Origin of the sequence: Candidatus Macondimonas diazotrophica (genome assembly GCF_004684205.1) — a bacterium.
Lineage (GTDB): Bacteria > Pseudomonadota > Gammaproteobacteria > UBA5335 > UBA5335 > Macondimonas > Macondimonas diazotrophica.
This window is the reverse complement of record NZ_SRIO01000002.1, coordinates 118280-144655: the sequence shown is the minus strand read 5'-3', so window position 1 is coordinate 144655 and position 26376 is coordinate 118280. Positions and strand designations below refer to the sequence as shown.

Sequence of the window (26376 nt, the reverse complement as noted above, 5' to 3'; positions counted from 1 at the left end):
CCGATGCCGACCGGATCAGGCCTCGCCGAGCACTACCCGCAGCACACGGCGCACCTTGTCCATGCCGCGCTCCAGGCTGGCCACGATATCGCCATGGATGTCGCTGCCCTCGGGTCCGAGCCCGGCCGCCCAATTGACCGAAACCGCCAAGGTGGCATAGGCCAGATCCAGTTCGCGGGCCAGCGCCGCCTCCGGCATGGCCGTCATCCCGACCATGTCGCAACCCTCCGCGCGCAGCTTGCGCACCTCGGCAGCGGTTTCCAGGCGCGGCCCCTGAGTCACTGCATAGACCCCCTGTGACAACGCCTCCACCCCGGCTGCGGCTGTGGCGCGGATGAGCGCTGCACGCAGGGCGCCGTCGTAGGGTTCCGTGCAATCGGCATGCAGCACGCGGCCTTCCTCGGAAAAGGTGTGCGCACGCCCCCAGGTGTAGTCGATGATCTGGTCCGGAACCGCCAACTGCGCCGGTCCCAACGCGGGGTGGATCCCGCCGACCGCGGCAACGGCGACGACCCGCCGGATGCCCAGGTGATGCAGTGCCCAGATGTTGGCGCGATAGTTCACCTGATGCGGCGCGAAGCGATGATCCTGCCCATGGCGGGCCAGGAAGACCACCGGATGGCCGGCATAATGGCCCAGATGGAGCGGCGAGGACGGCGCCCCATAGGGTGTCTCGATGACCCGGTCTTCATCGAGGACCAGGCCTTCCAATCGGGTGAGCCCGGTGCCGCCGATGACAGCGGTGACAGTCTGGTTCTGCATCGTTGCCTCGCTCATGTCCCGCGCACTGCGTAGATCGCAGGCAGGTTGCGCCAATAGCCCTTGTAGTCCATCCCGGCGCCAAAGACGTAGCGGTCCGGCACGTCCAGGCCGATGTAATCGGCGCTCGTGCCCAGATGGTTGCGATCATGGAGCTTCCGGGCCAGGACTGCAGTACGCACCTCGGCAGCGCCTTGGGCACGACACCAGGATTGCAGGGCATCGAGCGTCACCCCCTCATCGAGAATATCGTCGACGAGCAAGACGGTGCGATCGGCCAGCGCCATGCGCGGCTGATGGATCCAGCGCAACTCGGCGCCCTGAATCGCGCCGTCGTAGCGCGTGGCGTGCAGGTAATCGAGCTCCAGCGGAAACGCGAGAAGCTCGAGCAACCACGCGGTGGGAACCACTGCACCGGTCATCACGCACAGTACCAAGGGATTGCGGTCGGCCAGATCATCGGTAATCGCCTCGGCCATCTGTGCAATTGCAGCCGAAACAGCCTCCGCCGGGCACAGGCAATCCGCCTCGGTTCTGACCTGCCGGACTTCCTCGAGTCGCGACTCACCCATCGTTTGCTCCTTCCACATGATCCATCGCCTGCCCGGCCAGGGCCCGTGCCCGGCGCAGCCGTTCCGGATCGGCCTGAACGCTCGCCTCTCCCAGCAGCCGAGCATACCGCTGGTCAAATCCGGCGGACCGGGTCCAGCGCAGCTGGTCCAGCAGCCGGACGACCGCCGCGGGGTCGTTGCAGACCGGCAGCAGGTCACAGCCCGCGGCGAGCGCCTGTTCCGCGCGCGCGAGCACATCGCCCATGACCAGCGCGCCGGCCATTTCCAGATCGTCACTTACCACCGCGCCGTCAAAGCCCAGCTGACGGCGCAGCACGGTCTCGATCCAGTAAATGGAGAAACTCGCCGGCAGGGTGCAGGCCTCCGGATAGACGACATGGGCGGTCATGACCGCCGCCAGATCCGGCGCGAGCGCGACGAACGGCTGCAGATCATGGGCCACGATCGCCTCGAGCGGACGCGCGTCGCAGGGCAGCTCCAGATGGGAATCCCCCCGCACCGAACCATGACCCGGGAAATGCTTGCCGGTGGCACCCATGCCCGCCTCGTGCATGCCCGCAACATAGGTCTTGGCCAGCGCAGCGACCACCCCCGGATCTTCATGAAATGCCCGCGAGCCGATGATTTCGGTATTGCCCGCCACATCCAGCACCGGCGCGAAGCTGGCGTCGATGTCCACACCCCGCAGTTCGGCCGCCATCAGCCAGCCCAGTTCGCGCGCCGCCGCGAGCGCCTCGGCCGGCATGCGTTCGTACAGACCGCCCAGCCAACCCAGGGGCGGCAGGCGGGTAAAGCCCGCGCGCAGCCGCTGCACCCGCCCGCCTTCCTGATCCACGCTCACCACGAGCGGCGAGCGCACGGTGCGCACGGCCGCGATCAACATCCGAAGCTGCTCGGGCGTCTCATGGTTGCGATCGAACAGAATCACCCCGCCGATCAGCGGGTGAATCAGCATCTCTCGTTCTTCCGGGGTGAGTACCGGTCCTGACAGGCCCACCACCAACGGACCGGGCGGTGTGTTCATCCCGCTTCCTCTGTAATCCATACCGGCATGCCGGGATGGCAATGATCGAACAATTCGATGACATCCGCGTTATGCATGCGCACGCAACCCTTGGAACCGGGAATCCCCAGCGGCACCTCATCGGGCGTCCCGTGGATGTAGATGTAGCGGCGCTGCGTATCGACTGCGCCCAGTCGGTTGGTGCCGACCTCGCTGCCGCACAGCCACAGGATGCGGCTCAGGATCCAGTCCCGCTCCGGATGGCGTTGGCCCAGTGCGGCCGTATAGCGCTCCCCGGTCCAGCGCCGGCCGACAAAGACGGCCCCCACCGGAGCCATCCCGCCGATCAGCGCGCGAATTCGGTGCCAGCCGCGCGGCGTCTGGTAACTGCCCATCTGCTCGCCAGCGCCTCGGGCCGCCGTCGATACCGACCACCGCCGCACGGCCGCATCGCCGGTCATGAGGGTCAGGCTCTGGTTCGCCAGCGCGATATGCAGCCAGGCCGACGTGGGCCGCTCACTCATTGCCGTTCCACCACGGTCCAGTCGCGATAGGGATGGTGCACCAGGGAAATGTTCAGAAAGCGCGGTTCATGGCTCACTTCCCGCCCCACCCAGGGCGGCAGCTCGATCGGGGCATCGGGATGCTCGAGTTCGATTTCGGCCACTACCAGGCCCGCATTGGCGCCGGAAAACTCATCCACCTCCCAGAGTCGGCCGGCATGACGCACATGATGTCGGCGCTTCTCCACCGGCGGTCCAACGCACAGATGTGCAAGCATCTCGCGGGCATCGGTCAGCGGGATGGGATACTCGAACTCGTGGCGCACGATGTCCAGCGTTGCCCCCTTCAGGTTGAGCCAGGCGCGATCGCCGGCGATGCGCACCCGGGTGATCGCGCCGCCTTCGAGGTTGAGATAGCCCTGGATCAGTTCTTCCACGTGCTCGGCCGCCGCACGCCAGGCATCGCCGGTCACCCGGAACTTGCGTTCGATCTCAAGTGCCACGGCCGCCCTCCCGCACGAACAGCGCCACCGACTCGACATGGCCAGTGTGCGGGAACATGTCCATCACCCCCGCCGCCTCGAGCTGAAACCCGTGCAGACGGACCAGATCGCCGGCATCACGTGCCAGAGTGGCCGGATGACAGGACACATAGACCACCCGCCGCGCCCCGGTGGCCGCCACGGCGGCCAGCACCTCGCGCGCGCCCGAGCGCGGCGGATCGAGCAGCACGCCATCGAAGGCATCAGCGCCCCAGGGCGCCGGATCGAGCGCCGCGGTATCGTACAGATTGGCCATCAGGAAGCGGGCATGTGTGAGCCCATGGCGTTCGGCATTGCTCCGCGCCTGAGCCACCAGGTCGGCATCGCCTTCCACCCCCACGACCTCACGCGTACGGCGCGCCATCGGCAACGTGAAATTGCCCAAGCCGCAGAACAGATCCAGTAGTCGGTGATTTGGCGCCGGATCGAGCAACGCCATGGCCTGCGCCACCATGGCCCGGTTCATGGCCTCGTTGACCTGCGTGAAGTCATGGGGCCGGAAGCGCATTTCCAGCACGTCCTGGGGCAAACGGTAGCCCAGCACGTGCTCCGGCGCCCACGCGCCGGGAATGGGCGCCGCGCTGTCCGGACCTTTGGGCTGCAGCCAGAACTGGACTTGATGCGCGATACCGAATGCACGCAATGCCTCGAGATCCGCCGCGTTGGGCGCATCCAGCACGCGCAGCACGAGCACGGTCAGGGTATCGGTGACCGCGACCTCGATCTGAGGCAACCGGTCGGCGATGCTGAGTCCGCCGATGAGCGCCGCCAGCGGTTCCAGTTGCCCACCCACCGTTTCGTCCAGGACTTCGCAGCGCGCGGCTTCGGCAATGAAGGACGAGCGCCGCTCACGAAAGCCGACCAACACGCGGTCCTTGGCGCGCACCCAGCGCACACCCAGCCGGGCCTTGCGGCGATAGCCCCACACCGGTCCGGTCAGTGGCGGCAGCACCCGCTCCGGGCTGACCTGACCGATATGCCGCAGGTTGTCGAGCAGGACCTGTTGCTTGGCGAGGATCTGTGCGGCCGGGTCCATGTGTTGCAGACTGCAGCCGCCACAACGGGCGTAGGCGGCGCAGCGTGGCACCACCCGTTCCGGTGCGGGCGTCAACACGTCGACCACTTCGGCCTCATCGTAGTCACGGGTGCGGCGGTTGACCTGGAAACTCACCGTCTCGCCCGGCAAGGCGCCCTGGATGAACACCCGCTTGCCGTCCAGGCTGGCGATCCCGCGGCCGTCATGGGCCATGGCGGTGACCTCGATGGGATCGGAAACGACCGGCGCAACCCGCCGTACGGCGCGACGTCCACCCATGACGATCAGCCCGCCCAGGCCGCGCGGAAGGACTGCAGATGCGCGCGGCTGTCGTCTTCGAGCAGGGTACGGACACGCGCCTGCTCCGCGTCGTAGTCCGCGCGATCGAGCTGGCCGCGCATGAGCTGGAAGCGCAGATAGACGAGATAGGTATTGAGTACGTCGGTCTCGCAATAGTCGCGGATGCGTCCCCGCTCGCCGGCAAGATAGGCGTCCCACACCAGGCTGCCGGCCATGCCCATCTTGCCCGGCTGACCGAGCAGCAGGGCAATATCCTGCAGCGGTGCGACGGCCCGGCCCTGAAAGCCCGAAAGGACATCCATCAGGTCGATGTGACGCCAGTGAAAGCGGGACAGGTAGTTGTTCCAGCGAAAGCTGTTGTCCTGCTCGCCGACATCCCAGTAACGCGGGGCGGCGATCCCGTGGATCAGCGCGCGATAGTGCAGCACCGGCAGATCGAAGCCCCCGCCGTTCCAGCTCACCAGCGTGGGCGCGAAGCGCTCCAGGCCTTCGAAGAACCGCTCGATGAGCTCGGCCTCGGAGGATTCCGGATCCCCCAGCGACCACAATTTGAGCTGATCCCCCCGGCGCAGGCACACCGAGATGGCCACGATGCGGTGCAAATAATGCGGCAGGAACTCATCGCCGCCGGTCTTCTGGCGGCGCTGATGGAACATGATCCGGGCCACATCCTCGTCGGACAGGCCTTCGGTGTCATACAGCCGCCGTCCGCCGTCGGTATCCGGAACGGTCTCGATGTCGAAAACGAGCAGATTCAAAGCCAGTCCTTGCCGAATGAAACTCAGGCGGGAAATACGCCGGTGGATAGATAGCGGTCGCCGCGGTCGCAAACGATGCCGACGATCGTCGAACCGCGCAGCTCCTGCGCCAGGGTCAGCATGGCGGCGACGCATCCCCCGGAGGAAATGCCGGCGAATATGCCTTCCTGGGCGGCCAGCGCGCGGGTGGTGATTTCCGCCTTGTGCTGGTCCACATCGAGGATGCGATCAACCGCGTCGGGATCGAAGATTCGCGGGAGATACTCGGTCGGCCAACGCCGAATGCCAGGAATCTGGGCGCCCGCCGCGGGCTGGACGCCGACCACACGAATGCGCGGATTCTGTTCTTTCAGATAGCGCGACACACCCATGATGGTCCCCGTCGTGCCCATGGAGCTGACGAAATGGGTTACTCGCCCCTGGGTGTCACGCCAGATCTCGGGACCGGTTGTTTCATAGTGCGCCAGGGGATTGTCCGGATTGGCGAACTGATCGAGGATCTTGCCGCGCCCCTCGGCAACCATGCGCTCGGCCAGGTCGCGCGCGCCCTCCATGCCTGCCTCGGCCGACACCAGAACCACCTCGGCCCCGAACGCCTTCATCGTCGCCACCCGTTCGCTGCTGGCGGTTTCGGGCATGATGAGCACCATACGATAACCGCGAATCGCAGCCGCCATGGCCAAGGCAATGCCGGTATTTCCGCTGGTGGCCTCGATCAGCGTGTCGCCCGGCCGGATCTGCTGGCGCTCCTCGGCGTGACGGATCATGGACAGGGCCGGACGATCCTTGACCGATCCCGCTGGATTGTTGCCTTCCAGCTTGACCAGCAAAGTGTTATCGGTCGCCTGTCCCAGCCGTTGCAGGCGCACCAGCGGTGTGTTGCCAACGAAGGCTTCGATGGTGGGGTATGTCATGGCGTGGATTGTAAGCCATGGGGCGCGACCGCGAAACGATCGTGATCGAACGAAAATGCGGAAGCTCGCGGGGCATCCATCCGGCCGTTGCCTGGCAGCCCTGTACCGGGCGATGCGGGCAATGGCCAAGCTCGCCGGACGTGCCGAACCGAAACGGAATGCGGATTGGTTTGCAGCGGAAGAAGGGGCTGTAGCCACCGGCATGGCAGCCCGTGCTTTTCAGTGCTGCTGCCCGTCTGTCGAGCGCTTCAGATGAGTGGCGTCCCCACGGGGATTCGAACCCCGGTCGCCGCCGTGAAAGGGCGGTGTCCTTGGCCTCTAGACGATGGGGACGTGACACATATCAACTACGATCCCGTGAGCAAGCATAAAACTTGGTGGAGCCAGGCGGGATCGAACCGCCGACCTCTTGCATGCCATGCAAGCGCTCTCCCAGCTGAGCTATGGCCCCGCACTCGGGAAGCCGCAAACTTTACTGTCCGGCGCGGTACCCGTCAAGCCCCCCGACCACCAAATCCGGTCCCGGTGTAATTGTTCTCAATACAGCGCAACAAGGCCAGGCGCATGGCACCTGCATTGGGGTAACGCTTATCGGGGTCTTTTTCCAGTGCCTTATCGACGATATTGCGCAAGCATGCGGGTACACCGCCACGCAATGCCATCAGATCGGGATGTGGCTCATTGGCGATTCGACTCATCAGTGCGGCCACCGTATCCCCGTCGAATGGGCGCCGTCCGCCGATCAGTTCAAACAGGACCACCCCCAGCGAAAACACATCCGAACGACCATCCACGGGACGCCCGGAAAGCTGCTCCGGCGACATGTAGGGCGGCGTCCCCAGAACGGTCCCGGTTCGCGTCTTGCCGCTTGTTCCGATGCGAGCGATCCCGAAATCCGCCACTTTGACCTGACGGCCGGCCTTATCCAGCATGATGTTGCTGGGCTTGATATCACGATGCACCACCCCGTTTCGATGCGCGAAGTCCAACGCCTCGGCCACTTGTGCGCCCATCTCCATGATCCGGTTGATAGGCAGTAGATGGCCCTTGCGGGTGTATCGACGCATGTCATGGCCATCGATGAGCTCCATGGCGATGAAGCCCAGGCCGTGATCTTCCCCAACATCGTAGATGGTCACAATATGGGGATGATTGAGTCTTCCAGCCACTTCCGCTTCATGGAAGAAGCGCTCTTTGACTTGGGTGAGCTCTTCAGCCTCGAATTCCTGCTGCAGATTGAGGGTTTTGATCGCCACGACCCGATTGATACGCGGATCGACACCGCGGTAAACCGCCCCCATCGCGCCCTTGCCGAGCTGATTTTCAACGGTGTAGCGCCCCAAGGTCCTGACCGATTCAAGCGTACCCGCCCGCGCGCCCGTCTTGGGCCCGCGCGCCATCACGTCGATTACCTTGGACGCCGCCCGCGACGACTGCCGCGCCGCGATCCCATCGGGCGGCTTGTCTGGCAGATGCGGGGTCCGGGTGCGACCTCGCGCGTCCGGACGTGCGATCGGTGGGGGGATCGACACTTCGGCCCCGCCGGCCAGAACCATCGCGGGATCGAACCCCGCGGGCTGTTGCCGCGTGCGCCTGTAGGTTCGCCGCATCCACCGCGCCATGCGACGGCGCGGTTCGGCCCACCATGGAAGATCCCCACCGTCATCCGCCAGATAGGCCAGGTCCCGAAGGTGATGCAAAAGACCGTGCACGCCGGTCACACCCGCCCCCAGGAAGAGCAACACGGCAGGAGTCCCCAGCGCCACCCACCAGCGCTGAAAGACCAGCAGATACTCGAAGGCTGCGAGCAGCCCGATGCCGGATCCCACAGCCAGCAACAGGCCCAGCCAGGCGGGGAACAGCGGTAGCAGCAGCACCAGCAGCGCTGCGCCGACCAATGCCGCCCAGCGCCCGTGATTCGCCCAGGGGGGGCGGGTATAGAAATCGAAACTGACCAGCCGTTGCGTCAGGCCGCCCAGCCATTCCGGCTCCGTCAACTTGCCTTCAATGGCCGGACGCGGACGCACTTCCAGTTCCGGCGCCAGCCCGACCAGCACCAGACGCCCTCGAAAGATGCCGGCGGGCGTCGGCGATACGTCGGCCAGGCGGACCCGCTTCCAATTCGCCATGGATCGCTTCATCCGGCCGGGATAGATCCGCATCCCCGGGGTGGTCGCGATGAAACGTGAGCCCAGATAAATCCCTCTGCCGGGCTCGACGCGCAAGGTCCGCGCCGATCCTTCCAGCCAGCGGCTGGCCAAAAGAAGCGGCAAAGCAGCGTGATAATGCCCCTGGTAACCGATCACCAGCGGCAGCGCCCGAATCACGCCGTCGGCGTCCGCGGGCGCGTCCAGATAACCGATGCCCATGGCAGCGCTCGCGACCCGGGCTGCCGGGAACACCGGACGTCTGATCGATTCCGGATCGACCGCCCAGGACGACAGCATCGTGTTCGGCACGGACGTCCCGGGTCGCGTGGGAATGGCATGACGCAACAGCGGGTCGGGCAGAGCCGGTGATTTCGGTAAGGCAACCAACTGGCTGCCGAACTGGAACGACAAATACGTCATCCGGCTATCACGCATCACCTGGGCCAACAGGCTGACGCGATCCAGATCCCGTTGGCCATCGGCCAGCAGACGTTGCATGCGATTGACGCTGGCCCGATCGGCCGCGCTCAGCGCGCTGTCCTCGATGACGCTCCCCAGCGCCGTGAACCATGCCGGCAGGCCAGGATCATGCTCCAGTGGAAGCAGCACCGCGACACCTTGCGCGCCGTCGGCATGGAGCAAGTGAATCAGTCGCGCCAGCTGGGTCTGCAGATCTTCCCGCTGCCCGCCCAAACTCCGGGCATCGATCTCGACCAGCGCCAGACTGATCTCATCGCCGGTGGCGGGCGCCCAGCGCAGCCCGTGGTCATAGAGCGTCCGCTCCAGCTGCTGCAGCGCAGGCACCTGCAGCAATACCGCGACCACGGTGCCCAGCACGGCAGCGATCTGCCATATCCATTGCCCCGCCAGCCAGTCCCTGAAGGAATGCATGATGTTTCCGAGCTGCCTTGATGTCCCGCATCCAGATCGCTGCAGGAATCACACAGCCCCACGCATTTCATGGCGGGGCCTAGCAGTCCCTCAGTCGGGGGCATCTCCGGATGGCCGGCGACTACCTCCGTCTCCAAGGGGACGGGATTCCAGCAGCGGTTTCAGAAGGTCTATCGGCAAGGGAAACACCAGGGTTGAGCTCTTGTCGCCGGCAATCTGGGTGAGCGTCTGCAGATAGCGCAGCTGCATGGCCATCGGGGACTCGGCCAGCACCTGGGCAGCTTCCTGCAGCTTGCGCGAGGCCTGCAGCTCGCCGGCAGCATGGATGACCTTGGCACGTCGGCTGCGTTCGGCCTCGGCCTGCTGCGCAATCGCGCGGATCATGCTCTCGTCGAGATCGATATGCTTGATCTCGACATTGGCCACCTTCACCCCCCAGGTATCGGTCTGTACGTCGAGAATCCGCTGCACATCGGCATTCATCTTGTCGCGCTCAGCGAGCATCTCATCCAGCTCGTGCTGCCCCAGAACCGAGCGCAGCGTGGTCTGGGCCAGTTGACTGGTGGCCTCCAGATAGTTCTCGACCTGGTTGATGGCACGCTCCGGATCCACCACCCGGAAGTACAGAACGGCGTTGACCTTCACGGAGACATTGTCCCGCGAGATCACATCCTGGGATGGCACGTCCATCACCACCGTACGCACATCAACACGCACCATCTGCTGCACGATCGGCACGATGATGACCAGTCCCGGACCCTTGACTCGCCAGAAGCGGCCCAGCGTGAACACCACTGCACGCTCATACTCGCGCAGTACCTTCAATCCCGACAGCACGATCGCCAACAGGATCCCGATCATTACTCCCAACGCCGTGATATTCATGGTTTTACTCCCTGGTTCCATCCAAGATCCTTTGCCATGGGCTCGACCTTCACGATCAAACCCCGGCGCTCCACTACACGCACCGCATCCCCGGCACTCACCGGGCGGTCGCACTGCGCTTGCCAGATTTCGCCCTGCAGCCGGATCGGCCCTCGGCCGTTGACGAAATCCGCGATCGCCTCGCCGCAATCCGTCAGAATCGCTTCGGCACCCGTCGTCACCGCACGGTGCGTCGCGCGCACGGCAAACGCGGCCAACAGCGCAACGCCAACGGCCGAGCCCAGCCCGACCCCAAGGATCAACCCCCAGGCAATCCGGAATTCCGGGATGTCGCGATCGAGCAGCAAAATGGAACCCAACACAAAGGCAATCACCCCGCCGATGCCGAGCGCGCCGAAGCTGGGCATGACCGCTTCGCCAACCAGCAGCACCACGCCGAGCACCAGCAAAGCCATGCCGGCGTAGTTCACCGGCAGCGCCTGAAACGCGAACAAGGCCAGCAACAGACAAATGCCACCGGCCACACCCGCCACGCCGATGCCCGGGTTGTAGAACTCCAGGATCAGACCGTAAACGCCCACGAGCATCAGCAGATAGGCCACGTTGGGATTGGTGATCACCGCCAGCAGACGGGTCCGCCAATCCGGCAGCAGCGGCACCACCTCGCGACCCTGAACGTCCACCGTCGCGAGACCACCGCCCACTGCCACGCGCCGTCCGTCGATCTGTCGCAATAGATCCGGCAGATCGGAAGCCACCACCTCGATGACCCCGGCCGTCATGGCCGCCTGGGCGGACAGACTGGCGGCTTCGCGCACCGCCCGCTCTGCCCAGTCGGCGTTGCGCCCCCGCAGTTCGGCCAAGGCGCGCAGGTAGGCCACGGCGTCATTCTGCGACTTGCGCGCCAGGGTATCGGCCGGCGCCGGCGGCCGCGAGCCATCCGCCGTCGCGCCGTCGGACGGCTCGGGCTTCGCCGGTTCCCCAGGTGGCGTGCCGCCCGGCCCGATCGCGACTGGCGTCGCCGCGCCGAGATTCGTCCCCGGCGCCATGGCAGCCAGATGACAGGCATAGAGAATATAGGTTCCGGCGCTGGCGGCACGGGCGCCCGATGGGGACACGAAACCGACCACGGGAACGCGCGAGGCCAGGATCGCCTGGACGATGTCGCGCATCGAACTGTCGAGCCCGCCGGGCGTATCGATGCGAAGCACCACCAGCGCCGCATCGCCGTGGTCGGCCTGCTCCAGCGCCCGCAGAAGGTAATCGCTGCTCGCGGGTCCGACCGGACCGGTCAGGGCCAGCTCGACTACCCGACCGGACAGGGATGGTTGCTCGGCCGCCCAGCCCGTTGTCGCCAACAGAACCAGCAAGCCGAGGAGCAATATCCGCCGTATTGATGCCCGCACACGTCCTCCCTCGCAGAAAACGCGGCCAGCCGCCGCGCTAGGATTGGCCGTGCCGCAGCGCGGCCTCGATCCGCGCCAGACTCACCGTTCGCCCCAGCAACTGAAGCGTCTGGTCGATGGGTGGCGACACCGCCGTGCCGCTCACTGCGACCCGCAAGGGCTGCGCCACCTGACCCATCTTCCAGCCTCCCGAGGCGGCAACGGTTTCGATCACGCCGTGAATCGCCTCGATCGTCCATTCGGTAAGATCGGTAAGGGCCGCCTGCGCTGCACCCAGCGCGCGACGCCCCTCCTCGCCCAGATGCTTGGCCACCGCCTTCTCATCGTAGGCGACATGCTCGGCAAAGAAAAATCGCGCGCCTTCGGCCATCTCGACCAGTGTCTTGCTGCGCTCGCGCAGCGCCCGCACGACTTCGGCCAAATCCGGCCCCGCGTCAGGATCCACACCCAGCGCCGCCAGATGAGGCTGCAGATGTCCGGCCACATACCCGGGATCCTCGGTTTTCAGATAGTGCTGATTGAGCCACAACAGCTTGTCGGGATTGAAAGTGGACGGCGCCCGGTGCACCGCCGCGAGATCGAACAAGTCGATCATTTCCTGGCGGCTGAAAATTTCCTGGTCCCCATGCGACCAGCCCAGGCGCACCAGATAGTTCAGCAGCGCCTCGGGCAGGTAGCCGTCATCGCGATACTGCAGCACGCTGACGGCGCCATGGCGCTTGGACAGGCGCTGACCGTCGGCGCCCAGGATCATCGGGACATGGGCATAGGCTGGCGGGGTTACACTGATCGCCCGCAACAGATTGATCTGCCTGGGAGTATTATTGATGTGATCGTCGCCGCGAATGACATGGGTGACGCCCATGTCCGCATCGTCGACCACCACCGTGAAGTTATAGGTGGGCGTTCCGTCGGAACGGGCGATGATGAGATCGTCGAGCTCGGCGTTGTCGAAAGCGATGGGCCCGCGCACCAGATCCTCGAACACCACCTGCCCGTCCGTCGGGTTGCGGAAGCGCACCACCGGGCTAACGCCCTCGGGCGGTGGATCCTGACGGTCGCGGCACAAGCCGTCATATCGCGGCTTTTCCTTGGCCACCATCTGCTCGGCCCGCAGCGCATCGAGCCGTTCCCGGCTGCAATAGCACCGATAGGCCGTCCCCTCCGCAAGCATACGTTCAATGATCTGCCTGTAACGATCAAAACGCTGGGTCTGATAATAAGGACCGTCATCGTGCTCGAGGCCGAGCCACGCCATGCCCTCGAGGATGGCCTGGACGTATTCGTCGGTCGAGCGCTCCCGGTCGGTATCCTCCACCCGCAGGATGAATCGCCCGCCTTGGCGGCGCGCGTAGAGCCAGGAAAACAGCGCCGTGCGGGCGCCGCCGATATGCAGATGGCCAGTGGGACTGGGAGCGAAACGGGTAACGACGGTCATGACTAGAGCTGACTCCAGGACGGGCGGGCAGAAGCCGGGCGCAAGGCCGGCGATTCTACCAAACTCCCCGGTCGCGCCTCACATCCAGTCGGTGAGCAGGAACCCTACACTCAGCCGATTGGCGATGAAGTCGTAGTCAATCAATCCGTCGCCGTAGCCGTAGAAATACTGCACATAGCCCCGGACCGGAGAGTGGCCGAGCGGAATGCTCCAGTCCAACTGCAACGCGCCGCGCGGATCGCCCAGATCGAGGTTGTTGCGCAGCATCACGGCATAGTGGTTGCGCCCTGCGGTCCAGAACGTCCACAGTTCCGCCCGGCCCACGTAATCCTCGATATCCGGATTGTCGTCCTCCGATTCATCCTCGGGCAGGCGCCACCAGCCCTTCAGGCCCAGCGCGAAATCGTCCCCGTGATCGAACAGTGCACTGGCAATGATGCGATTCCAGCTGCGTGAGACCGGATCATCGCGGCCATTGGACTGATGATCCAGGCTGACATTCAACAGGCGGCTGTTCAGTCCCAGCGTCTTGAAGTTGGTCTTCCATGAATAAATCAGTTCCGGCTCATAGTTGGTTTCGCGAAACGGCGCCGAAGCCTCACCGTTGTAGGACTGCCAGAACGACTGCTGGGTATAGGCGAACCACAGATCACCGCGCGGATGCAGAAACTCCGGCCACAGCTTGCTCATGAAGCTCAGCTGAAACTTCGCTTCGATCGCATCGTACGGTTCATCCTCGCCGAAGGTTGCCTGAAACGGCTCCACGTTGCGCCGGCCCGCGTAGGAGAGCGGCAGGATGTAGGTGGGCCGATAGGGCGTGATCACGAACGGCCCCCGATCGGTTTGGGCCACCAGCTGCCAGCGTTTGGCCAGAGGAGACGGTGGCTCCTCGGCCGGGGGCGGCGTCACGGCTTTTACCACCGCATCCAAGCTCGATTCAGGGGCGGCCTGCGGCGCGTTCGTCTTCGCGGCGGGTGCCGGATTAGCCTCGATGCGCTGGGTTGGCGTGCGGCCCGTGACCGTGTCATAGCACTGGAGCCGCGCCGCATCGTCGGTCAATACCCGGCAACTGCCCAGTGACGCCGGAATCACCGGCGTATCGGCCGCCGATGCCACATGGAGCCCCATCACGCAGAGACCTGAAACCCACATCGCCGTACGCATGATTCATGCTTCTCTCGAGCAACAGCCACCGCGGAGTTTAGCGGGAGCTGATGGTGAAGTCTTGATCACCGACGTGACGCGTCGAATATTGACGACAGTACAGCTTATCGGCTACTGTCAGCGGCTTGCGTGGGCGGTTAGCTCAGCGGTAGAGCACTGCCTTCACACGGCAGGGGTCACAAGTTCGAATCTTGTACCGCCCACCACTTCCCCCCTCGGATTCTGCCCCACCCGCCGACACTGGCGATGCCCGGGGAATTCACGCCCCGCAAGACCTGATCCGCACGACCCACATCGTTCACTGCGCCCCTTGTCGCGTGGTCTGCTGTCGCGCCAACGCCCAATGGACATGCTCGCGCACCAGTTCGGCAGGATGGTCCAGACGCGCGGCCAAAGCCGCGGCGATAGCCGGATCCGGCGGCGCGTTGCCCATCGCCACAGCCAGGTTGCGCAGCCAGCGGATATGGCCGATGCGGCGCACGGGGGAACCGGCCAGCCGGCTTTCGAACGTGGCCTCGTCCCAGCCGAACAGGTCCACCAGACGCGGCGCGTCCAGTGCGTGGCGCGGCGCGAAGGCTTCCTCGCCGCTGAGCGCGGCATAGCGGTTCCACGGGCAGACCAGCTGGCAGTCATCGCAGCCATAGATGCGGTTGCCCATGAACGGCCGCAAAGACTCCGGAATCGGCCCGTGATGCTCGATGGTGAGATAGCTGATGCAACGCCGCGCATCGAGCCGGTAGGGACCGACGATGGCGCCGGTCGGGCAGATATCGATGCAGGCCCGGCAACTGCCGCAATGCGCGTCAAGCGGCTGATCGACCGGCAGTGGCAAGTCGGTCAGGATCTCGCCCAGGAAAAACCATGAGCCGGCCTGCCGGTCGAGCAGATTGGTGTGCTTGCCGATCCAGCCAAGCCCCGCCTGGCGCGCCAGCGCCTTCTCCAGAATCGGCGCGCTGTCGGTAAACACGCGATAGCCATGCGGGCCGATTGCATCGGCGATGCGCCGGGCCAGCTGTTCGAGGCGCTTGCGCAGCACCTTGTGATAATCCCGGCCCAAGGCGTAGCGCGCCACGTAGCCGAGCGCTGGCACGTTCAGAACGTGATCGGGATATTCGGCCACGGGGCGATAATCCATGCGCACGCAAATGGCGCGCACGCTGCCCGGCACCAGACCCTCGGGATGGCGCCGCAGCCCGGTGTTGCGCGCCATGTAGCCCATTTCGCCATGAAAACCATCGGCAAGCCACGCGTCGAGCCGATCGGCATCGTCGTCGAGATCGAACGCGCTGATGCCGACCTGCTGAAAGCCCAGCTCAACCCCCCAGCGCTTGATCTCCCGCGCGAGTGCAACAGGATCGCGCATCCCGGATGAAGAGCTGGACGCATTGGCGAGCACGGTCATGGCTCGTATTCTAGCTTCCTCACCGCGGTCATTCCCAAGAGGACACCACCTTATGCCTTCTGTCGGCGAGCCAAGCGACGCGGCTCCGCTGTGGGCCTACCGGGCCAGCGAAATGCGTCAGCTGGATGCGCGCCTCATGGCCCGCGAGCATATCGACGATTACACCTTGATGCGCCGGGCCGGCCGCGCCGCGTTTTTCCGGTTGCGCCGGCATTGGCCCCAACGGCGGCGGCTGGGCGTGATTTGCGGACCGGGGAACAACGGCGGCGACGGATATGTGATCGCCGCCCTCGCCCGGGCATGGGGTCTCTCCGTTCGGCTCTGGGCCATGGCGCCGGTGGAATCCCTGCGCGGCGCGGCGCGGCGCGCGGCGCAGGATTTTCTCGCCTCAGACGGACAGATCGAGCCGCTGGACGCTGGCAGCCTGCGCACGGCAGATGTGGACGCCTGGGTGGATGCGCTTTTCGGAACCGGGTTGGCACGCCCCGCAAGCGGCGTGGCGCATGACGTGATCTCAACCCTGAATGCGCACCCGGCCCCGGTACTGGCCATCGACACACCGTCGGGGCTGTGCACCGACACCGGAGTGATGCGGGGCATCGCCGTGCAGGCAGCCATGACCGTGAGCTTCATTGCGCCCAAACCAGGGCTTTACACCGGCGCCGGCCCGGACTGCTGCGGCACGCTCATTCTCGACCGGCTCGGTGCGCCAGACGATCTCGGCGCCGGACTACCCGGCGCCTGTCGGCTGTGGCCCGCTGACACGCCACCGGAGATGCTGCTACCGCCCCGCTCACCGACCGCGCACAAAGGCCAGTTCGGTCACGTGCTCGTCGTCGGAGGCGGCGTGGGCATGGCCGGCGCGGCCAGAATGGCGGCCGAAGCGGCATTGCGGGTGGGTGCGGGTCTGGTCAGCGTCGCAACGGCCCCCGAGCACGCAGCCGCGGCCGGCATCGGACGGCCGGAGCTGATGGTAGCCGGGATCCAGACCGCCGAGGACCTCGCGCCGCTGCTAGCGCGCAGTACGGTGCGTGCGCTGGGACCCGGACTGGGCCGAAGTTCGTGGTCCGAGCAGCTGTTTTCAGCCACTCTCGCAGCGCCCGGCCCGCTGGTGGTGGATGCTGATGGGCTGAACCTACTGGCCGAGTGCCCTTGCTGGCGCGAGAACTGGATTCTCACCCCGCACCCGGCCGAGGCCGCGCGGCTGCTGGGCGTAACGACGGCCGAAATCCAGGCCGACCGCCTGGCCGCCGTGCGGGCACTGACCGATCGCTATGGCGGCGTCGCACTGCTCAAGGGCGCCGGGACGCTCATCGACGACGGGCAGCAAATCGCTCTGTGTGCCGGCGCGAATCCGGGACTTGCCAGCGGCGGGATGGGCGATGTGCTGACCGGACTCGCTGCCGGCCTGCTCGCCCAGGGCCTTGCGCCGGTAGCAGCCGCGCGGGGCGCCGTCCGCCTGCAGCTGCACGCCGGCGCCCATGCGGCGCAGACACTGGGTCATGCTGGCATGCTCGCCAGCGATGTGCTGGATCGCATCGCGCCGCTTCTGGCGCTTCCGGAGATCCGGCCGTGAAGCTGGCCGACCACTATCGGACCAATCTCCCCACGCCCGAGGCCACCGATGCCCTGGCGCACGCCTTTGCCCGCTGTGCCAGTCCACCGCTCGTCGTGCTGCTCGATGGGGATCTTGGCGCGGGCAAGACCAGTTGGGTTCGTTCCGTTCTGCGCTCCTGGGGATGGAGCGGTACCGTACGCAGCCCGACCTATACCCTGCACGAGACCTACGACACTCCCACCGGCTGGCCGGTGCACCATCTGGACCTGTACCGGCTCGGGGCTCCAGACGAACTGGACGAACTCGGACTGGCAGACCTCTGGTCCATCCCCGCCGTCTGGTTCATCGAATGGCCGAGCAACGGTAAAGGACACTTACCACCGGCCGATATTCGGCTGGAGTGGAAACACTGCCCACCCGGTCGCCAGGTTCGCATCAGTGCCCTCAGCAGCGCCGGAGCGGCGCTACTCGATGCGTGGGTCACCTTTATTCAACAACATACTGCACCATGAATCTCGCAAGAGGTTTAGGAAAGCGACCTATCCAAATGAATCTTCTTGATTCTTCCAGGCGTCGGCTCTAACATTTTGTTTCGACTCGCTAGGGGGATCATCATGAAACGCTGGATCGCGCTGATGCTGCTGTGCTGCACCGCCCTCCCGCTATGGGCCGCCTCCGGAACGACTCAGATCGCCCAGATCGAGACCGAACGCGCAGTCACACGTGTTTTCCTGCCCTTGAGCGGCCCCGCTCAGCACACGCTGCTGACCTTGGACAACCCCCCGCGCCTGGTGATCGATCTGAATGGGTCCGGCGTCCCTTCGCGCATGCTCGGTCTGCAGGCACCGGGGAGTATCGTTACGCTGGTCCGCAGTGGTTCACGCGAACGCGGCGCGCTCCGGGTCGTGCTCGATCTGACCGAAAAGCCACGGGATTCGCGTGCCCAACTGGAGAAAAACCAGCGTGGCGAATACCGCTTGGCCGTGGAGCTGCGTCATGCACCGCGCATGATCGCCACCGCACCGGTCCGCGCAGTCAACACGGCTGCGTCGCCAACGCCCGTCGTGACGCAGGAAACCCAGAGCCGTTCACCCGAGAAGATCGCGGTCCCATCCAAACCGCCCGTTACGGTCAAGACCGATCCCCCCATCACTGTCGCGAAAGCAGAAGCCGAGCGCCCACCAGGCGCAACCCCGACCGTCAAGCCCGCCACGCCCACAGCGCGCGCCGAGCCGGTCACGACCCAGCCCCCCGTTCCAGCGAACCCAGCCCCGGCGACGGTACTGAAACGCACCGTCAAGCCAGGACCGATCATCATTGCCGTCGATGCCGGACACGGGGGCAAGGATCCGGGTGCGGTAGGCGGCAGCGGTACACGCGAAAAGGACGTCACGCTTGGAATCGCCCGAGAGCTGGCGCGGCGCATCGATCGGGAACCGGGCATGAAAGCGGTGCTCATCCGGGATGGGGATTATTTTCTCACCTTGCGACAACGCATTCAGAAAGCTCGCAAGCACCAGGCTGATTTATTCGTCTCGGTGCATGCCGACGCGTTCAAGAACACCTCCAGCCGGGGTTCGTCGGTGTATGTCCTGTCCCAACGCGGCGCCACGAGCGAAGCCGCACGCTGGCTGGCCGAACGGGAAAACGCTGCAGATCTGGTCGGCGGGGTCAAGCTGCATGACAAGGACGATGTGCTCGCTCAAGTGCTTTTGGATCTGTCCCAGACGGCCACCATCGACGCCAGTTTCCTGCTCGCCGACCGGGTTCTGGGCGAACTCGGTCGTCTCGGCCCACTGCACAAGGAAGCTGTCCAGCAGGCGGGGTTTCTGGTACTCAAGTCGCCGGACATTCCGTCGATCCTCGTGGAAACCGCGTTCATCACCAATCCACATGAAGAGCGCCGCCTGAAAGATCCTTCCCATCAGCGGCGCATCGCATCGGCGATTTTTAGCGGGCTGCGGGCATATGCCCTGGAGCGCATGCCGGATACCCGTTTCGCCAGCATGGCCCAGGCCCAGGAATCCGAGCTGTCACTGGCGGGCGATCCGGCACTGAGTCCATGAGTCGTGCACCACGCATCGTGCTGGTGGGCACCTCCCATCCGGGCAACATCGGCGCCACGGCTCGAGCCATGAAAACCATGGGGCTCAGCGAACTGCATCTGGTGGCTCCGGAGCGTTTTCCCGACCCCCAGGCGGTCGCCATGGCCGCCGGGGCCGAAGACCTGCTCGAACAGGCCTGCATCCACCCGACACTGCCAGCGGCGCTCGCCGGCTGTCACTGGGTGGCCGGACTCAGTGCGCGACCCCGCTCGCTCTCGGGTCCGTCTCTGACAGCGCGCCAAGCGGCGCAGCATCTGACGCATCTCGGCGAACAGACCAACGCGGCACTGGTGTTCGGACGCGAACGGACCGGGTTGACCAATGAAGAATTGGACCTGTGCCATGTGCGGGTGAACATCCCATCCAATCCGGAATACGGCTCGCTCAACCTTGCCGCAGCAGTTCAGGTCGTGGCCTATGAATGGCGCATGGCGATGCTTGACGGCCCGGCCAGCCCGGTCGAAGCACCCGATACACCAGGCACACCGGCCAGCAGCGCAGCCTTGGAAAACTTCCACGCGCATCTGGAAGAGGTACTGGCCGAGATCGGTTTTCTCGACCGGGGCAATCCCCGCCAGTTGATGCGGCGACTTCGGCGGCTGTCCAACCGGGCGCAACCGGAAGTCGAGGAAATCAATATCCTGCGCGGGATTCTGAGCGCTATCCAGGGCGGCCGCACCCGCCGCCCCGGTGGCGCATCGGACCGCAACGTATAATGATCCGCACAGGAGGCGTTGCGCCTCCGCCAGTAATCGGAACCGAATCATGTGGGAACGCCTGCGGGAAGACATTCAATGCGTCTTCGAGCGCGATCCGGCAGCGCGCAGTATCCGCGAGGTGCTGACCGCCTACCCCGGACTCCACGCCATCTGGCTGCATCGAGCGAGCCATGCCCTGTGGCGGCGCGGCCTGCTCTGGCCGGCACGACTGTTGTCGCACGTGGGGCGCTGGCTGACCGGCATCGAGATCCATCCGGGCGCCCGATTGGGGCGACGCTTTTTCATCGATCACGGCATGGGCGTCGTGATCGGCGAAACCGCCGAAGTCGCCGATGACTGCACGCTCTATCACGGGGTGACCCTGGGCGGCACCAGCTGGGCGGGCGGGAAGCGACACCCCAGCCTGGAACAGGGCGTCGTCGTGGGTGCCGGCGCCAAGATCCTGGGGCCGATCCGGATCGGTGCGAACGCCCGCGTGGGCTCCAATGCCGTGGTCGTTCGCGACGTGCCGCCGGATGCGACCGTAGTCGGCATTCCGGCACGGGTCGTGCGCGAGACTACCCGTCCCGCCCCGGATGCCAAACGCCAGGCCATTGCGGAGCGCATGGGCTTCGATGCCTACGGGCTCACCCGCGAGATGCCTGACCCGGTGGCTCATGCCATCAACGGCATGCTCGATCACATCCATGCCATGGACGAATGCCTACAGACCCTGGGCGAGCGGCTGCACCGCCTCGAAGGTGAAACCGGCGAACCGCTCCCGGCGCCGCCACCGTGCGACGTCATTCCCATGGAAGAATCCGCCCAAGCGCGCCCTGAACCTCCCGGGAACGCAGCACATTCCAGGTCGGGACCATGAGCGAACCGGTCTATCTGGACCACGCCGCAACCACGCCCACCGATCCCCGGGTGATCGCCGCGATGACCGCCGTACTCGGTCCCACGCACGGTCATGGCAATCCTTCCGCCATCCAGCATCCCTACGGCCAGCACGCCGCCGCCGCTGTGGAGGCGGCTCGTGCCCAGGTCGCCCGGCTGATCGGCGCCACCCCGCGCGAGATCGTGTTCACCAGCGGGGCCACCGAGGCGAACAACCTCGCCATCAAAGGCGCCTGCGCGTTCTATGCGGCCCGCGGCCGACATCTCGTCACCGCCCTGACCGAGCACCCCGCGGTACTGGAGCCGGTCGGGTCGCTGGAAGCACAGGGCTGGCACGTCACCCGCTTGCAGCCTGCTGCTGACGGGCGCATCCATCCGGACCAGCTGGCCGCCGCGCTGCGGCCGGATACCGTGCTGGTGTCCCTCATGCAGGTCAACAACGAAACCGGCATCATCCACGATATCGCGGCGCTGGGCGCCATGTGCCGTGAACGCAACGTCCGGTTCCATGTCGATGCCGCGCAGAGCGCCGGCCGACTGGCCATCGACGTGGAGACGCTGGCGGTGGATTATCTGTCGCTGTCTGCACACAAGTTCTACGGCCCACAGGGTATCGGTGCGCTGTTCGTACGCGATCGACCGCGCGCCGGACTTGTCGCACAGATGCACGGCGGTGGTCAGGAGCGCGAACGCCGTGCCGGAACGCTGGCGGTCCACCAGATCGTCGGCATGGGCGCAGCCGCCGACATCGTCATGCAGGAGCGCGAGACCGAACAGGCCCGTCTTACCGATCTCGTTGCCCGGCTCGAAACAGCTCTCGCCGATGTGCCGGATCTGGTCTGGATCGGCTCGGACACGCCCCGCGTACCGGGCATTCGCAATGTCGTCATCCGGGGCGCGGCGCGCGCAAGCCTGCTTGCCAGCCTGTGGGACACGGTTTCAGCGTCCGCCGGCTCGGCCTGCAGCGCCGCCGAGGGCGAACCGTCCGCCGTGCTGCAGTCCCTTGGACTGGACCCGGTGACCGCACAGGGTGCACTGCGCCTCTCCCCTGGCCGTTGGACCCGCGAAGCCGATATCGATCGGGCCGCTGCGGCCCTGCGCCGGGCGATCATTCGCCTGCAACGGGTCGCCGCCGGAGAACCGGTCGACCAGTTGCCCGGCCCCACCACCCTGCCCCCCGCCTACAGCCCAGCCGTATGTGACTGGTTCGCGCGATTGCCTCGAACCGGCCACCTGAGGCCGGCACCAGGGGTCGTTCAAGGAGAAGCCGGCACGCCACAGCACGGTGCTTGGGTGCGCTGGAATCTGGCCATCGATGGGCGTCGCATCGAACAGGCCCGCTTCAGCGCCTGGGGCTGTCCCGCCACACTCGCCGCAGCCGCCTGGTGCGCCGATTGGCTGGAAGGGCGTGATCAGACTGCGGCGGCAAATCTGACCGGCGCCGCGATGGCCGAGGCGCTGGCCCTCACAGGCGCCCAGCGCGGCGTGACCCTTACCGTCGAAGACGCCCTGAAGCGGGCCCTCGCCCACTCGCCCGAACAGCAGGCGCCCGCCGCGCCGAGCACCGCATGTCCGAGCTGAACGACCCCCGGGTTTTCATGGCCGCCGAGCGCACGCTGCTGGCCTGGAACCGAACCAGTCTGACGCTCATGGCCTTCGGCTTCGCCGTGGAGCGCTTCGGGCTGTTCGCTCACATGCTGTTCTCCCCGCCCGGCGCACCTATCCCTCGCGGCGGTTCGTTCTGGGTCGGCCTCGCCTTCATCGCTCTGGGCGTCTTCGCGGCCCTCGGCTCGGTATTCCAATACCATCGCGCGCTGAAAACCCTGCGACCGGTCGAGATTCCACCCGGTTACGCCGTTCATTTCGGCTCTCTGCTCGCGCTGGCCGTCGCGCTGCTGGGTCTGGGCCTGATGATTCACCTCGGGCTGCAATCGACGCTGATGCCCCATGCCGCCGCCGGATTGCCGGCACGCTGAGCGGGCGCGCACGGGCCCGCTCAAGCCACAGCGGTTCGCCTATTCTCATACCGTATTCCCCGCACCCGCGGGGATAAAGACGCGCCGCTTTTTCGGGCAACCGCGTGATGAAAGCGCGTCGGGTTGCGACTCACTCCGCGATCTGGGCGTCGCGCAGGCGACGGATTTCGTCGCGAACCTTGGCGGCCTGCTCGAATTCCAGATCACGCGCATGGCGCTGCATGCGGGCTTCGAGTTCGCGGACCTTCTTGTCCATGGCCGCGGGATCGGTGAGCAGGCGTCGATCCTCGGGCCGCAGGCGCCGGCTCTTGTCCTGCAGCTTGCGGCCGGGAATGGCGCGGCCGGTCTCGAGAATGTCCTCGACGCGCTTGCGGATGCCCTGCGGGGTGATGCCGTGTTCGGCGTTGAAGGTTTCCTGCTTTTGGCGGCGCCGATCGGTCTCGTCGATGGCCCGACGCATGGAGTCGGTCACATAGTCGGCGTAGAGAATCGCGCGGCCGTTGAGATTGCGAGCGGCGCGACCGATGGTCTGGATCAGCGAGCGCTCGGAGCGCAGAAAGCCTTCCTTGTCGGCGTCGAGCACGGCCACCAGCGACACCTCGGGCATGTCCAGGCCTTCGCGCAACAGGTTGATGCCGACCAGCACGTCAAACTCGCCCAGCCGCAGGCCACGCACCAGCTCGACGCGCTCGACAGCGTCGATGTCCGAATGCATGTAGCGCACGCGGACGTTGTGCTCAGCCAGAAAGTCGGTGAGGTCCTCGGCCATGCGTTTGGTGAGCGTGGTGATGAGCACGCGTTCACCGGCCTCGGCGCGGATGCGGATTTCCCCCAGAACATCGTCGACCTGGGTGCGCGCGGGGCGCACTTCCACCTGCGGATCGACGAGCCCGGTCGGGCGGACCACCTGTTCGATCACGGCGTCATTGTGCGAGAGCTCATAGGGTCCGGGCGTGGCGGAGACGAAGATCGTCTGCGGCGCGAGGCGTTCGAACTCTTCGAAGCGGAGCGGCCGGTTATCCAGCGCCGAAGGCAGCCGAAAGCCATACTCGACCAGGTTTTCCTTGCGCGATCGGTCACCCTTGTACATGGCACCCAGCTGGGGAATGGTGACATGACTTTCATCGATCACCAGCAATGCGTCGGGCGGCAGGTAATCGAACAGGGTCGGTGGCGGTTCGCCTGGCTGGCGGCCGGACAGATAGCGCGAGTAGTTCTCGATCCCCGAGCAATAGCCGAGCTCGGCGATCATCTCCAGGTCGAACTGAGTGCGCTGCTCCAGCCGTTGGGCTTCGAGCAGGCGATTTTGCGCGCGCAGGCTTTCGAGCCGCTGCTTGAGATCGATGCGAATCTGTTCGACGGCGGCGAGCAGCGTTTCGCGTGGCGTGACGTAGTGGGTCTTGGGATAGATGGTATAGCGCGACAACGGACGGCCCAGCTCGCCGGTGAGCGGATCGAAGCTGCGGATCGATTCGATTTCATCGTCGAACAGCTCGACGCGCACCGCTTCCTGCTCCGATTCGGCGGGGAAGATGTCGATGACATCCCCGCGCACGCGGTAAGTGCCCCGCCCCAGTTCGATTTCGTTGCGGGTGTACTGCAGTTCCGCGAGACGGCGCAGCAACACGCGCTGATCGATGCGATCGCCCGGCAGCAGATGCAGCACCATGCTGAAGTACGCTTCGGGATCACCCAAGCCATAAATCGCCGAAACACTGGCGACGACGATGGCGTCGCGTCGCTCCAACATGGCCTTGGTGGCCGACAGACGCATCTGCTCGATGTGTTCGTTGATCGAGGCATCCTTTTCGATATAGGTGTCGGTCGAGGCGACATAGGCCTCGGGCTGGTAGTAGTCGTAGTAGGAAACGAAGTACTCCACCGCGTTACGCGGGAAAAAGCCTTTCATCTCGCCATAGAGCTGGGCGGCGAGCGTCTTGTTCGGCGCCAGGATCAGGGCGGGACGCTGCAGTTTGGCGATGACATGCGCGATGCTGAAGGTCTTGCCCGAACCGGTCACCCCCAGCAGGATCTGTCGGGCCAAGCCATCCTCGAGCCCTTCCACCAGACGCGCGATGGCGTCCGGCTGGTCGCCGGCGGGGGCGTAATCGGCATGTACTTCGAATCGGTTGGTCATTGCGATGGTCCAGAGCGGTGGTTATGATGAGCGGTTATTTGGCAGCCGCATCGAGAGGACATTATCTTGGGCATTCGTTTGTCTCAGCGCGTTCAACGCATCAAGCCCTCCCCCACCCTTGCGGTCACCGCTCGCGCGGCGGCGCTCAAAGCCAGCGGCAAGGACGTGATCGGCCTCGGCGCCGGGGAGCCGGATTTTGATACGCCCGAACACATCAAGACCGCAGCGGCCGAGGCAATCGCGCGCGGTTTTACCAAGTATACGGCGGTCGACGGCACGACCGGGCTGAAGCAGGCAATCATCGAGAAATTCGAGCGCGACAATCACTTGCGCTACACGCCCAAGCAGCTTCTGGTCTCCTGCGGCGCCAAGCAGAGCTTTTTCAACCTGTGCCTCGCCCTGCTCGATGCCGGCGACGAAGTCATCATCCCCGCACCCTATTGGGTCTCGTATCCGGACATGGTGCTGATCGCCGATGCTACGCCAGTCATCGTCCCAACCACGATGGATGCCGGCTTCAAGATCACCGCGGCGCAACTCGAAGCAGCGATCACCCCGCGTACCCGGCTCCTGGTCCTCAACAGCCCGTCCAACCCGACCGGCAAGGCCTACAGCCGCGCTGAACTCGAGGCCCTGGGGGACGTGCTGCGTCGCCACCCCGATGTCCTCATCGCCAGCGACGACATCTATGAAGTCATCCTGTGGACCGGTGAGCCGTTCGTCAACATCGCCATGGCTTGCCCGGATCTGGTGGAGCGGACCGTGGTCATCAACGGGGTGTCCAAGAGCCATGCCATGACGGGTTGGCGCATCGGCTACGCGGCCGGGCCGCAGGCGCTGATCCAGGCCATGACCAAGGTTCAATCCCAGAGCACATCCAATCCCACGTCCATTTCGCAGGTTGCGGCGGAAGCAGCGCTGCAGGGCGATCAGTCCTGCGTGACCGAGATGGTCAAGGCCTTCCGCCAGCGTCACGACGCGGTGGTGGCTCGCCTCAATGCGTTGCCCGGCGTGCGCTGTCTGCCGTCCGACGGAACGTTCTATGCCTTCCCGGACTTCTCCGAGGTGTTGCAACGGCGCGACGATCTGGCCGACGACATCGCACTCGGCGAATTCCTGCTCAACGAAGCCCTGGTCGCCCTGGTCCCCGGCTCAGCCTTCGGCAGCCCCGGTCATATGCGCCTGTCCTACGCGACCAGCCAGACGTTGCTGGACAAGGCGCTGGACCGGCTCGCACAAGCGCTCGGCTAAGTCTAACCGGCCCCGATCTGCCTTGACG

Annotated in this window: 23 protein-coding genes and 3 tRNA genes; 9 read left to right on the top strand and 17 right to left on the bottom strand. The window is 65.4% G+C overall.

What is annotated here, in order from left to right; genetic code table 11:
* Positions 1 to 15 precede the first annotated feature (15 nt).
* The 15 genes from E4680_RS02255 to E4680_RS02185 form a co-directional block, all read right to left on the bottom strand.
* Complete coding sequence (locus tag E4680_RS02255; protein ID WP_135280747.1) at positions 16 to 777, bottom strand: S-methyl-5'-thioinosine phosphorylase; 762 nt, start codon at positions 775 to 777, stop codon at positions 16 to 18.
* Positions 774 to 1331 (bottom strand): hypoxanthine-guanine phosphoribosyltransferase, encoded by a 558-nt coding sequence (locus E4680_RS02250; protein ID WP_135280746.1) that lies wholly within the window; start codon positions 1329 to 1331, stop codon positions 774 to 776. Before E4680_RS02250 ends, E4680_RS02255 begins: the two co-directional genes overlap by 4 nt.
* Positions 1324 to 2355, bottom strand: coding sequence for a beta-N-acetylhexosaminidase (nagZ, locus tag E4680_RS02245; RefSeq protein WP_205688709.1), 1032 nt, complete (start codon positions 2353 to 2355; stop codon positions 1324 to 1326). Before nagZ ends, E4680_RS02250 begins: the two co-directional genes overlap by 8 nt.
* The gene (locus E4680_RS02240) at positions 2352 to 2858 is read right to left on the bottom strand and encodes a L,D-transpeptidase (RefSeq protein ID WP_135280745.1); all 507 of its coding nucleotides are present in this window, start codon (positions 2856 to 2858) and stop codon (positions 2352 to 2354) included. The genes nagZ and E4680_RS02240 overlap by 4 nt, the downstream gene beginning before the upstream one ends.
* Positions 2855 to 3340 (bottom strand): CYTH domain-containing protein, encoded by a 486-nt coding sequence (locus E4680_RS02235; protein ID WP_167792337.1) that lies wholly within the window; start codon positions 3338 to 3340, stop codon positions 2855 to 2857. Before E4680_RS02235 ends, E4680_RS02240 begins: the two co-directional genes overlap by 4 nt.
* Complete coding sequence (gene rlmD / locus E4680_RS02230) at positions 3330 to 4694, bottom strand: 23S rRNA (uracil(1939)-C(5))-methyltransferase RlmD (RefSeq protein ID WP_135280743.1); 1365 nt, start codon at positions 4692 to 4694, stop codon at positions 3330 to 3332. The genes E4680_RS02235 and rlmD overlap by 11 nt, the downstream gene beginning before the upstream one ends.
* A 5-nt stretch (positions 4695 to 4699) precedes the next feature.
* Complete coding sequence (locus E4680_RS02225) at positions 4700 to 5473, bottom strand: 3'-5' exonuclease (protein WP_135280742.1); 774 nt, start codon at positions 5471 to 5473, stop codon at positions 4700 to 4702.
* A 23-nt stretch (positions 5474 to 5496) separates the two neighbouring features.
* Entirely contained in the window at positions 5497 to 6387 is an 891-nt protein-coding gene (gene cysM / locus E4680_RS02220; RefSeq protein WP_135280741.1) for a cysteine synthase CysM, read from the bottom strand.
* Between the two features lie 257 nt (positions 6388 to 6644).
* Positions 6645 to 6720: transfer RNA gene (locus E4680_RS02215), tRNA-Glu, on the bottom strand.
* 42 nt (positions 6721 to 6762) lie between these two features.
* Positions 6763 to 6838, bottom strand: a tRNA-Ala gene (locus tag E4680_RS02210).
* Between the two features lie 43 nt (positions 6839 to 6881).
* Positions 6882 to 9428, bottom strand: coding sequence for a protein kinase domain-containing protein (locus E4680_RS02205; protein ID WP_135280740.1), 2547 nt, complete (start codon positions 9426 to 9428; stop codon positions 6882 to 6884).
* 90 nt (positions 9429 to 9518) lie between these two features.
* Positions 9519 to 10289 carry a slipin family protein gene (locus tag E4680_RS02200; protein WP_422666659.1) on the bottom strand — a complete coding sequence of 257 codons (771 nt, stop codon included), beginning with the start codon at positions 10287 to 10289 and terminating at the stop codon, positions 9519 to 9521.
* A 20-nt stretch (positions 10290 to 10309) separates the two neighbouring features.
* On the bottom strand, positions 10310 to 11719 hold the full coding sequence (locus E4680_RS02195) for an NfeD family protein (RefSeq protein ID WP_240696083.1): 1410 nt from the start codon (positions 11717 to 11719) through the stop codon (positions 10310 to 10312).
* Between the two features lie 37 nt (positions 11720 to 11756).
* The gene (gltX, locus tag E4680_RS02190) at positions 11757 to 13157 is read right to left on the bottom strand and encodes a glutamate--tRNA ligase (protein WP_135280738.1); all 1401 of its coding nucleotides are present in this window, start codon (positions 13155 to 13157) and stop codon (positions 11757 to 11759) included.
* Positions 13158 to 13235: 78 nt separating this feature from the next.
* On the bottom strand, positions 13236 to 14321 hold the full coding sequence (locus E4680_RS02185; RefSeq protein ID WP_135280737.1) for a phospholipase A: 1086 nt from the start codon (positions 14319 to 14321) through the stop codon (positions 13236 to 13238).
* 131 nt (positions 14322 to 14452) lie between these two features.
* Between E4680_RS02185 and E4680_RS02180 the strand changes: the two genes are divergently transcribed.
* Positions 14453 to 14527: transfer RNA gene (locus E4680_RS02180), tRNA-Val, on the top strand.
* A gap of 92 nt (positions 14528 to 14619) precedes the next feature.
* Here the strand turns inward: E4680_RS02180 and queG are convergent.
* The gene (gene queG / locus E4680_RS02175) at positions 14620 to 15723 is read right to left on the bottom strand and encodes a tRNA epoxyqueuosine(34) reductase QueG (RefSeq protein ID WP_135280736.1); all 1104 of its coding nucleotides are present in this window, start codon (positions 15721 to 15723) and stop codon (positions 14620 to 14622) included.
* 52 nt (positions 15724 to 15775) lie between these two features.
* Between queG and E4680_RS02170 the strand changes: the two genes are divergently transcribed.
* The 7 genes from E4680_RS02170 to E4680_RS02140 all read left to right on the top strand — a co-directional run bounded on the left by E4680_RS02170 (position 15776) and on the right by E4680_RS02140 (position 22960).
* Positions 15776 to 17299, top strand: a complete 1524-nt coding sequence (locus E4680_RS02170) for an NAD(P)H-hydrate dehydratase (protein WP_135280735.1) — start codon at positions 15776 to 15778, stop codon at positions 17297 to 17299.
* Positions 17296 to 17793 carry a tRNA (adenosine(37)-N6)-threonylcarbamoyltransferase complex ATPase subunit type 1 TsaE gene (gene tsaE, locus E4680_RS02165; protein WP_240696082.1) on the top strand — a complete coding sequence of 166 codons (498 nt, stop codon included), beginning with the start codon at positions 17296 to 17298 and terminating at the stop codon, positions 17791 to 17793. The genes E4680_RS02170 and tsaE overlap by 4 nt, the downstream gene beginning before the upstream one ends.
* Before the next feature lie 102 nt (positions 17794 to 17895).
* Positions 17896 to 19347, top strand: a complete 1452-nt coding sequence (locus E4680_RS02160; RefSeq protein ID WP_135280734.1) for an N-acetylmuramoyl-L-alanine amidase — start codon at positions 17896 to 17898, stop codon at positions 19345 to 19347.
* The gene (locus tag E4680_RS02155; RefSeq protein WP_135280733.1) at positions 19344 to 20102 is read left to right on the top strand and encodes an RNA methyltransferase; all 759 of its coding nucleotides are present in this window, start codon (positions 19344 to 19346) and stop codon (positions 20100 to 20102) included. The genes E4680_RS02160 and E4680_RS02155 overlap by 4 nt, the downstream gene beginning before the upstream one ends.
* Positions 20103 to 20151: 49 nt before the next feature.
* On the top strand, positions 20152 to 20964 hold the full coding sequence (gene cysE, locus E4680_RS02150; RefSeq protein ID WP_135280732.1) for a serine O-acetyltransferase: 813 nt from the start codon (positions 20152 to 20154) through the stop codon (positions 20962 to 20964).
* On the top strand, positions 20961 to 22565 hold the full coding sequence (locus E4680_RS02145) for an aminotransferase class V-fold PLP-dependent enzyme (RefSeq protein ID WP_135280731.1): 1605 nt from the start codon (positions 20961 to 20963) through the stop codon (positions 22563 to 22565). The genes cysE and E4680_RS02145 overlap by 4 nt, the downstream gene beginning before the upstream one ends.
* Positions 22553 to 22960, top strand: coding sequence for a YidH family protein (locus tag E4680_RS02140; protein WP_135280730.1), 408 nt, complete (start codon positions 22553 to 22555; stop codon positions 22958 to 22960). Before E4680_RS02145 ends, E4680_RS02140 begins: the two co-directional genes overlap by 13 nt.
* Before the next feature lie 130 nt (positions 22961 to 23090).
* Here E4680_RS02140 and uvrB read toward each other — a convergent pair whose 3' ends face one another.
* Positions 23091 to 25097, bottom strand: coding sequence for an excinuclease ABC subunit UvrB (uvrB, locus tag E4680_RS02135; RefSeq protein ID WP_135280729.1), 2007 nt, complete (start codon positions 25095 to 25097; stop codon positions 23091 to 23093).
* 66 nt (positions 25098 to 25163) lie between these two features.
* Here uvrB and E4680_RS02130 point away from each other — a divergent pair, with 66 nt between their 5' ends.
* A complete protein-coding gene (locus E4680_RS02130; protein ID WP_135280728.1) occupies positions 25164 to 26348 on the top strand; it encodes a pyridoxal phosphate-dependent aminotransferase in 1185 nt (394 codons plus the stop codon).
* Positions 26349 to 26376: the final 28 nt, after the last annotated feature.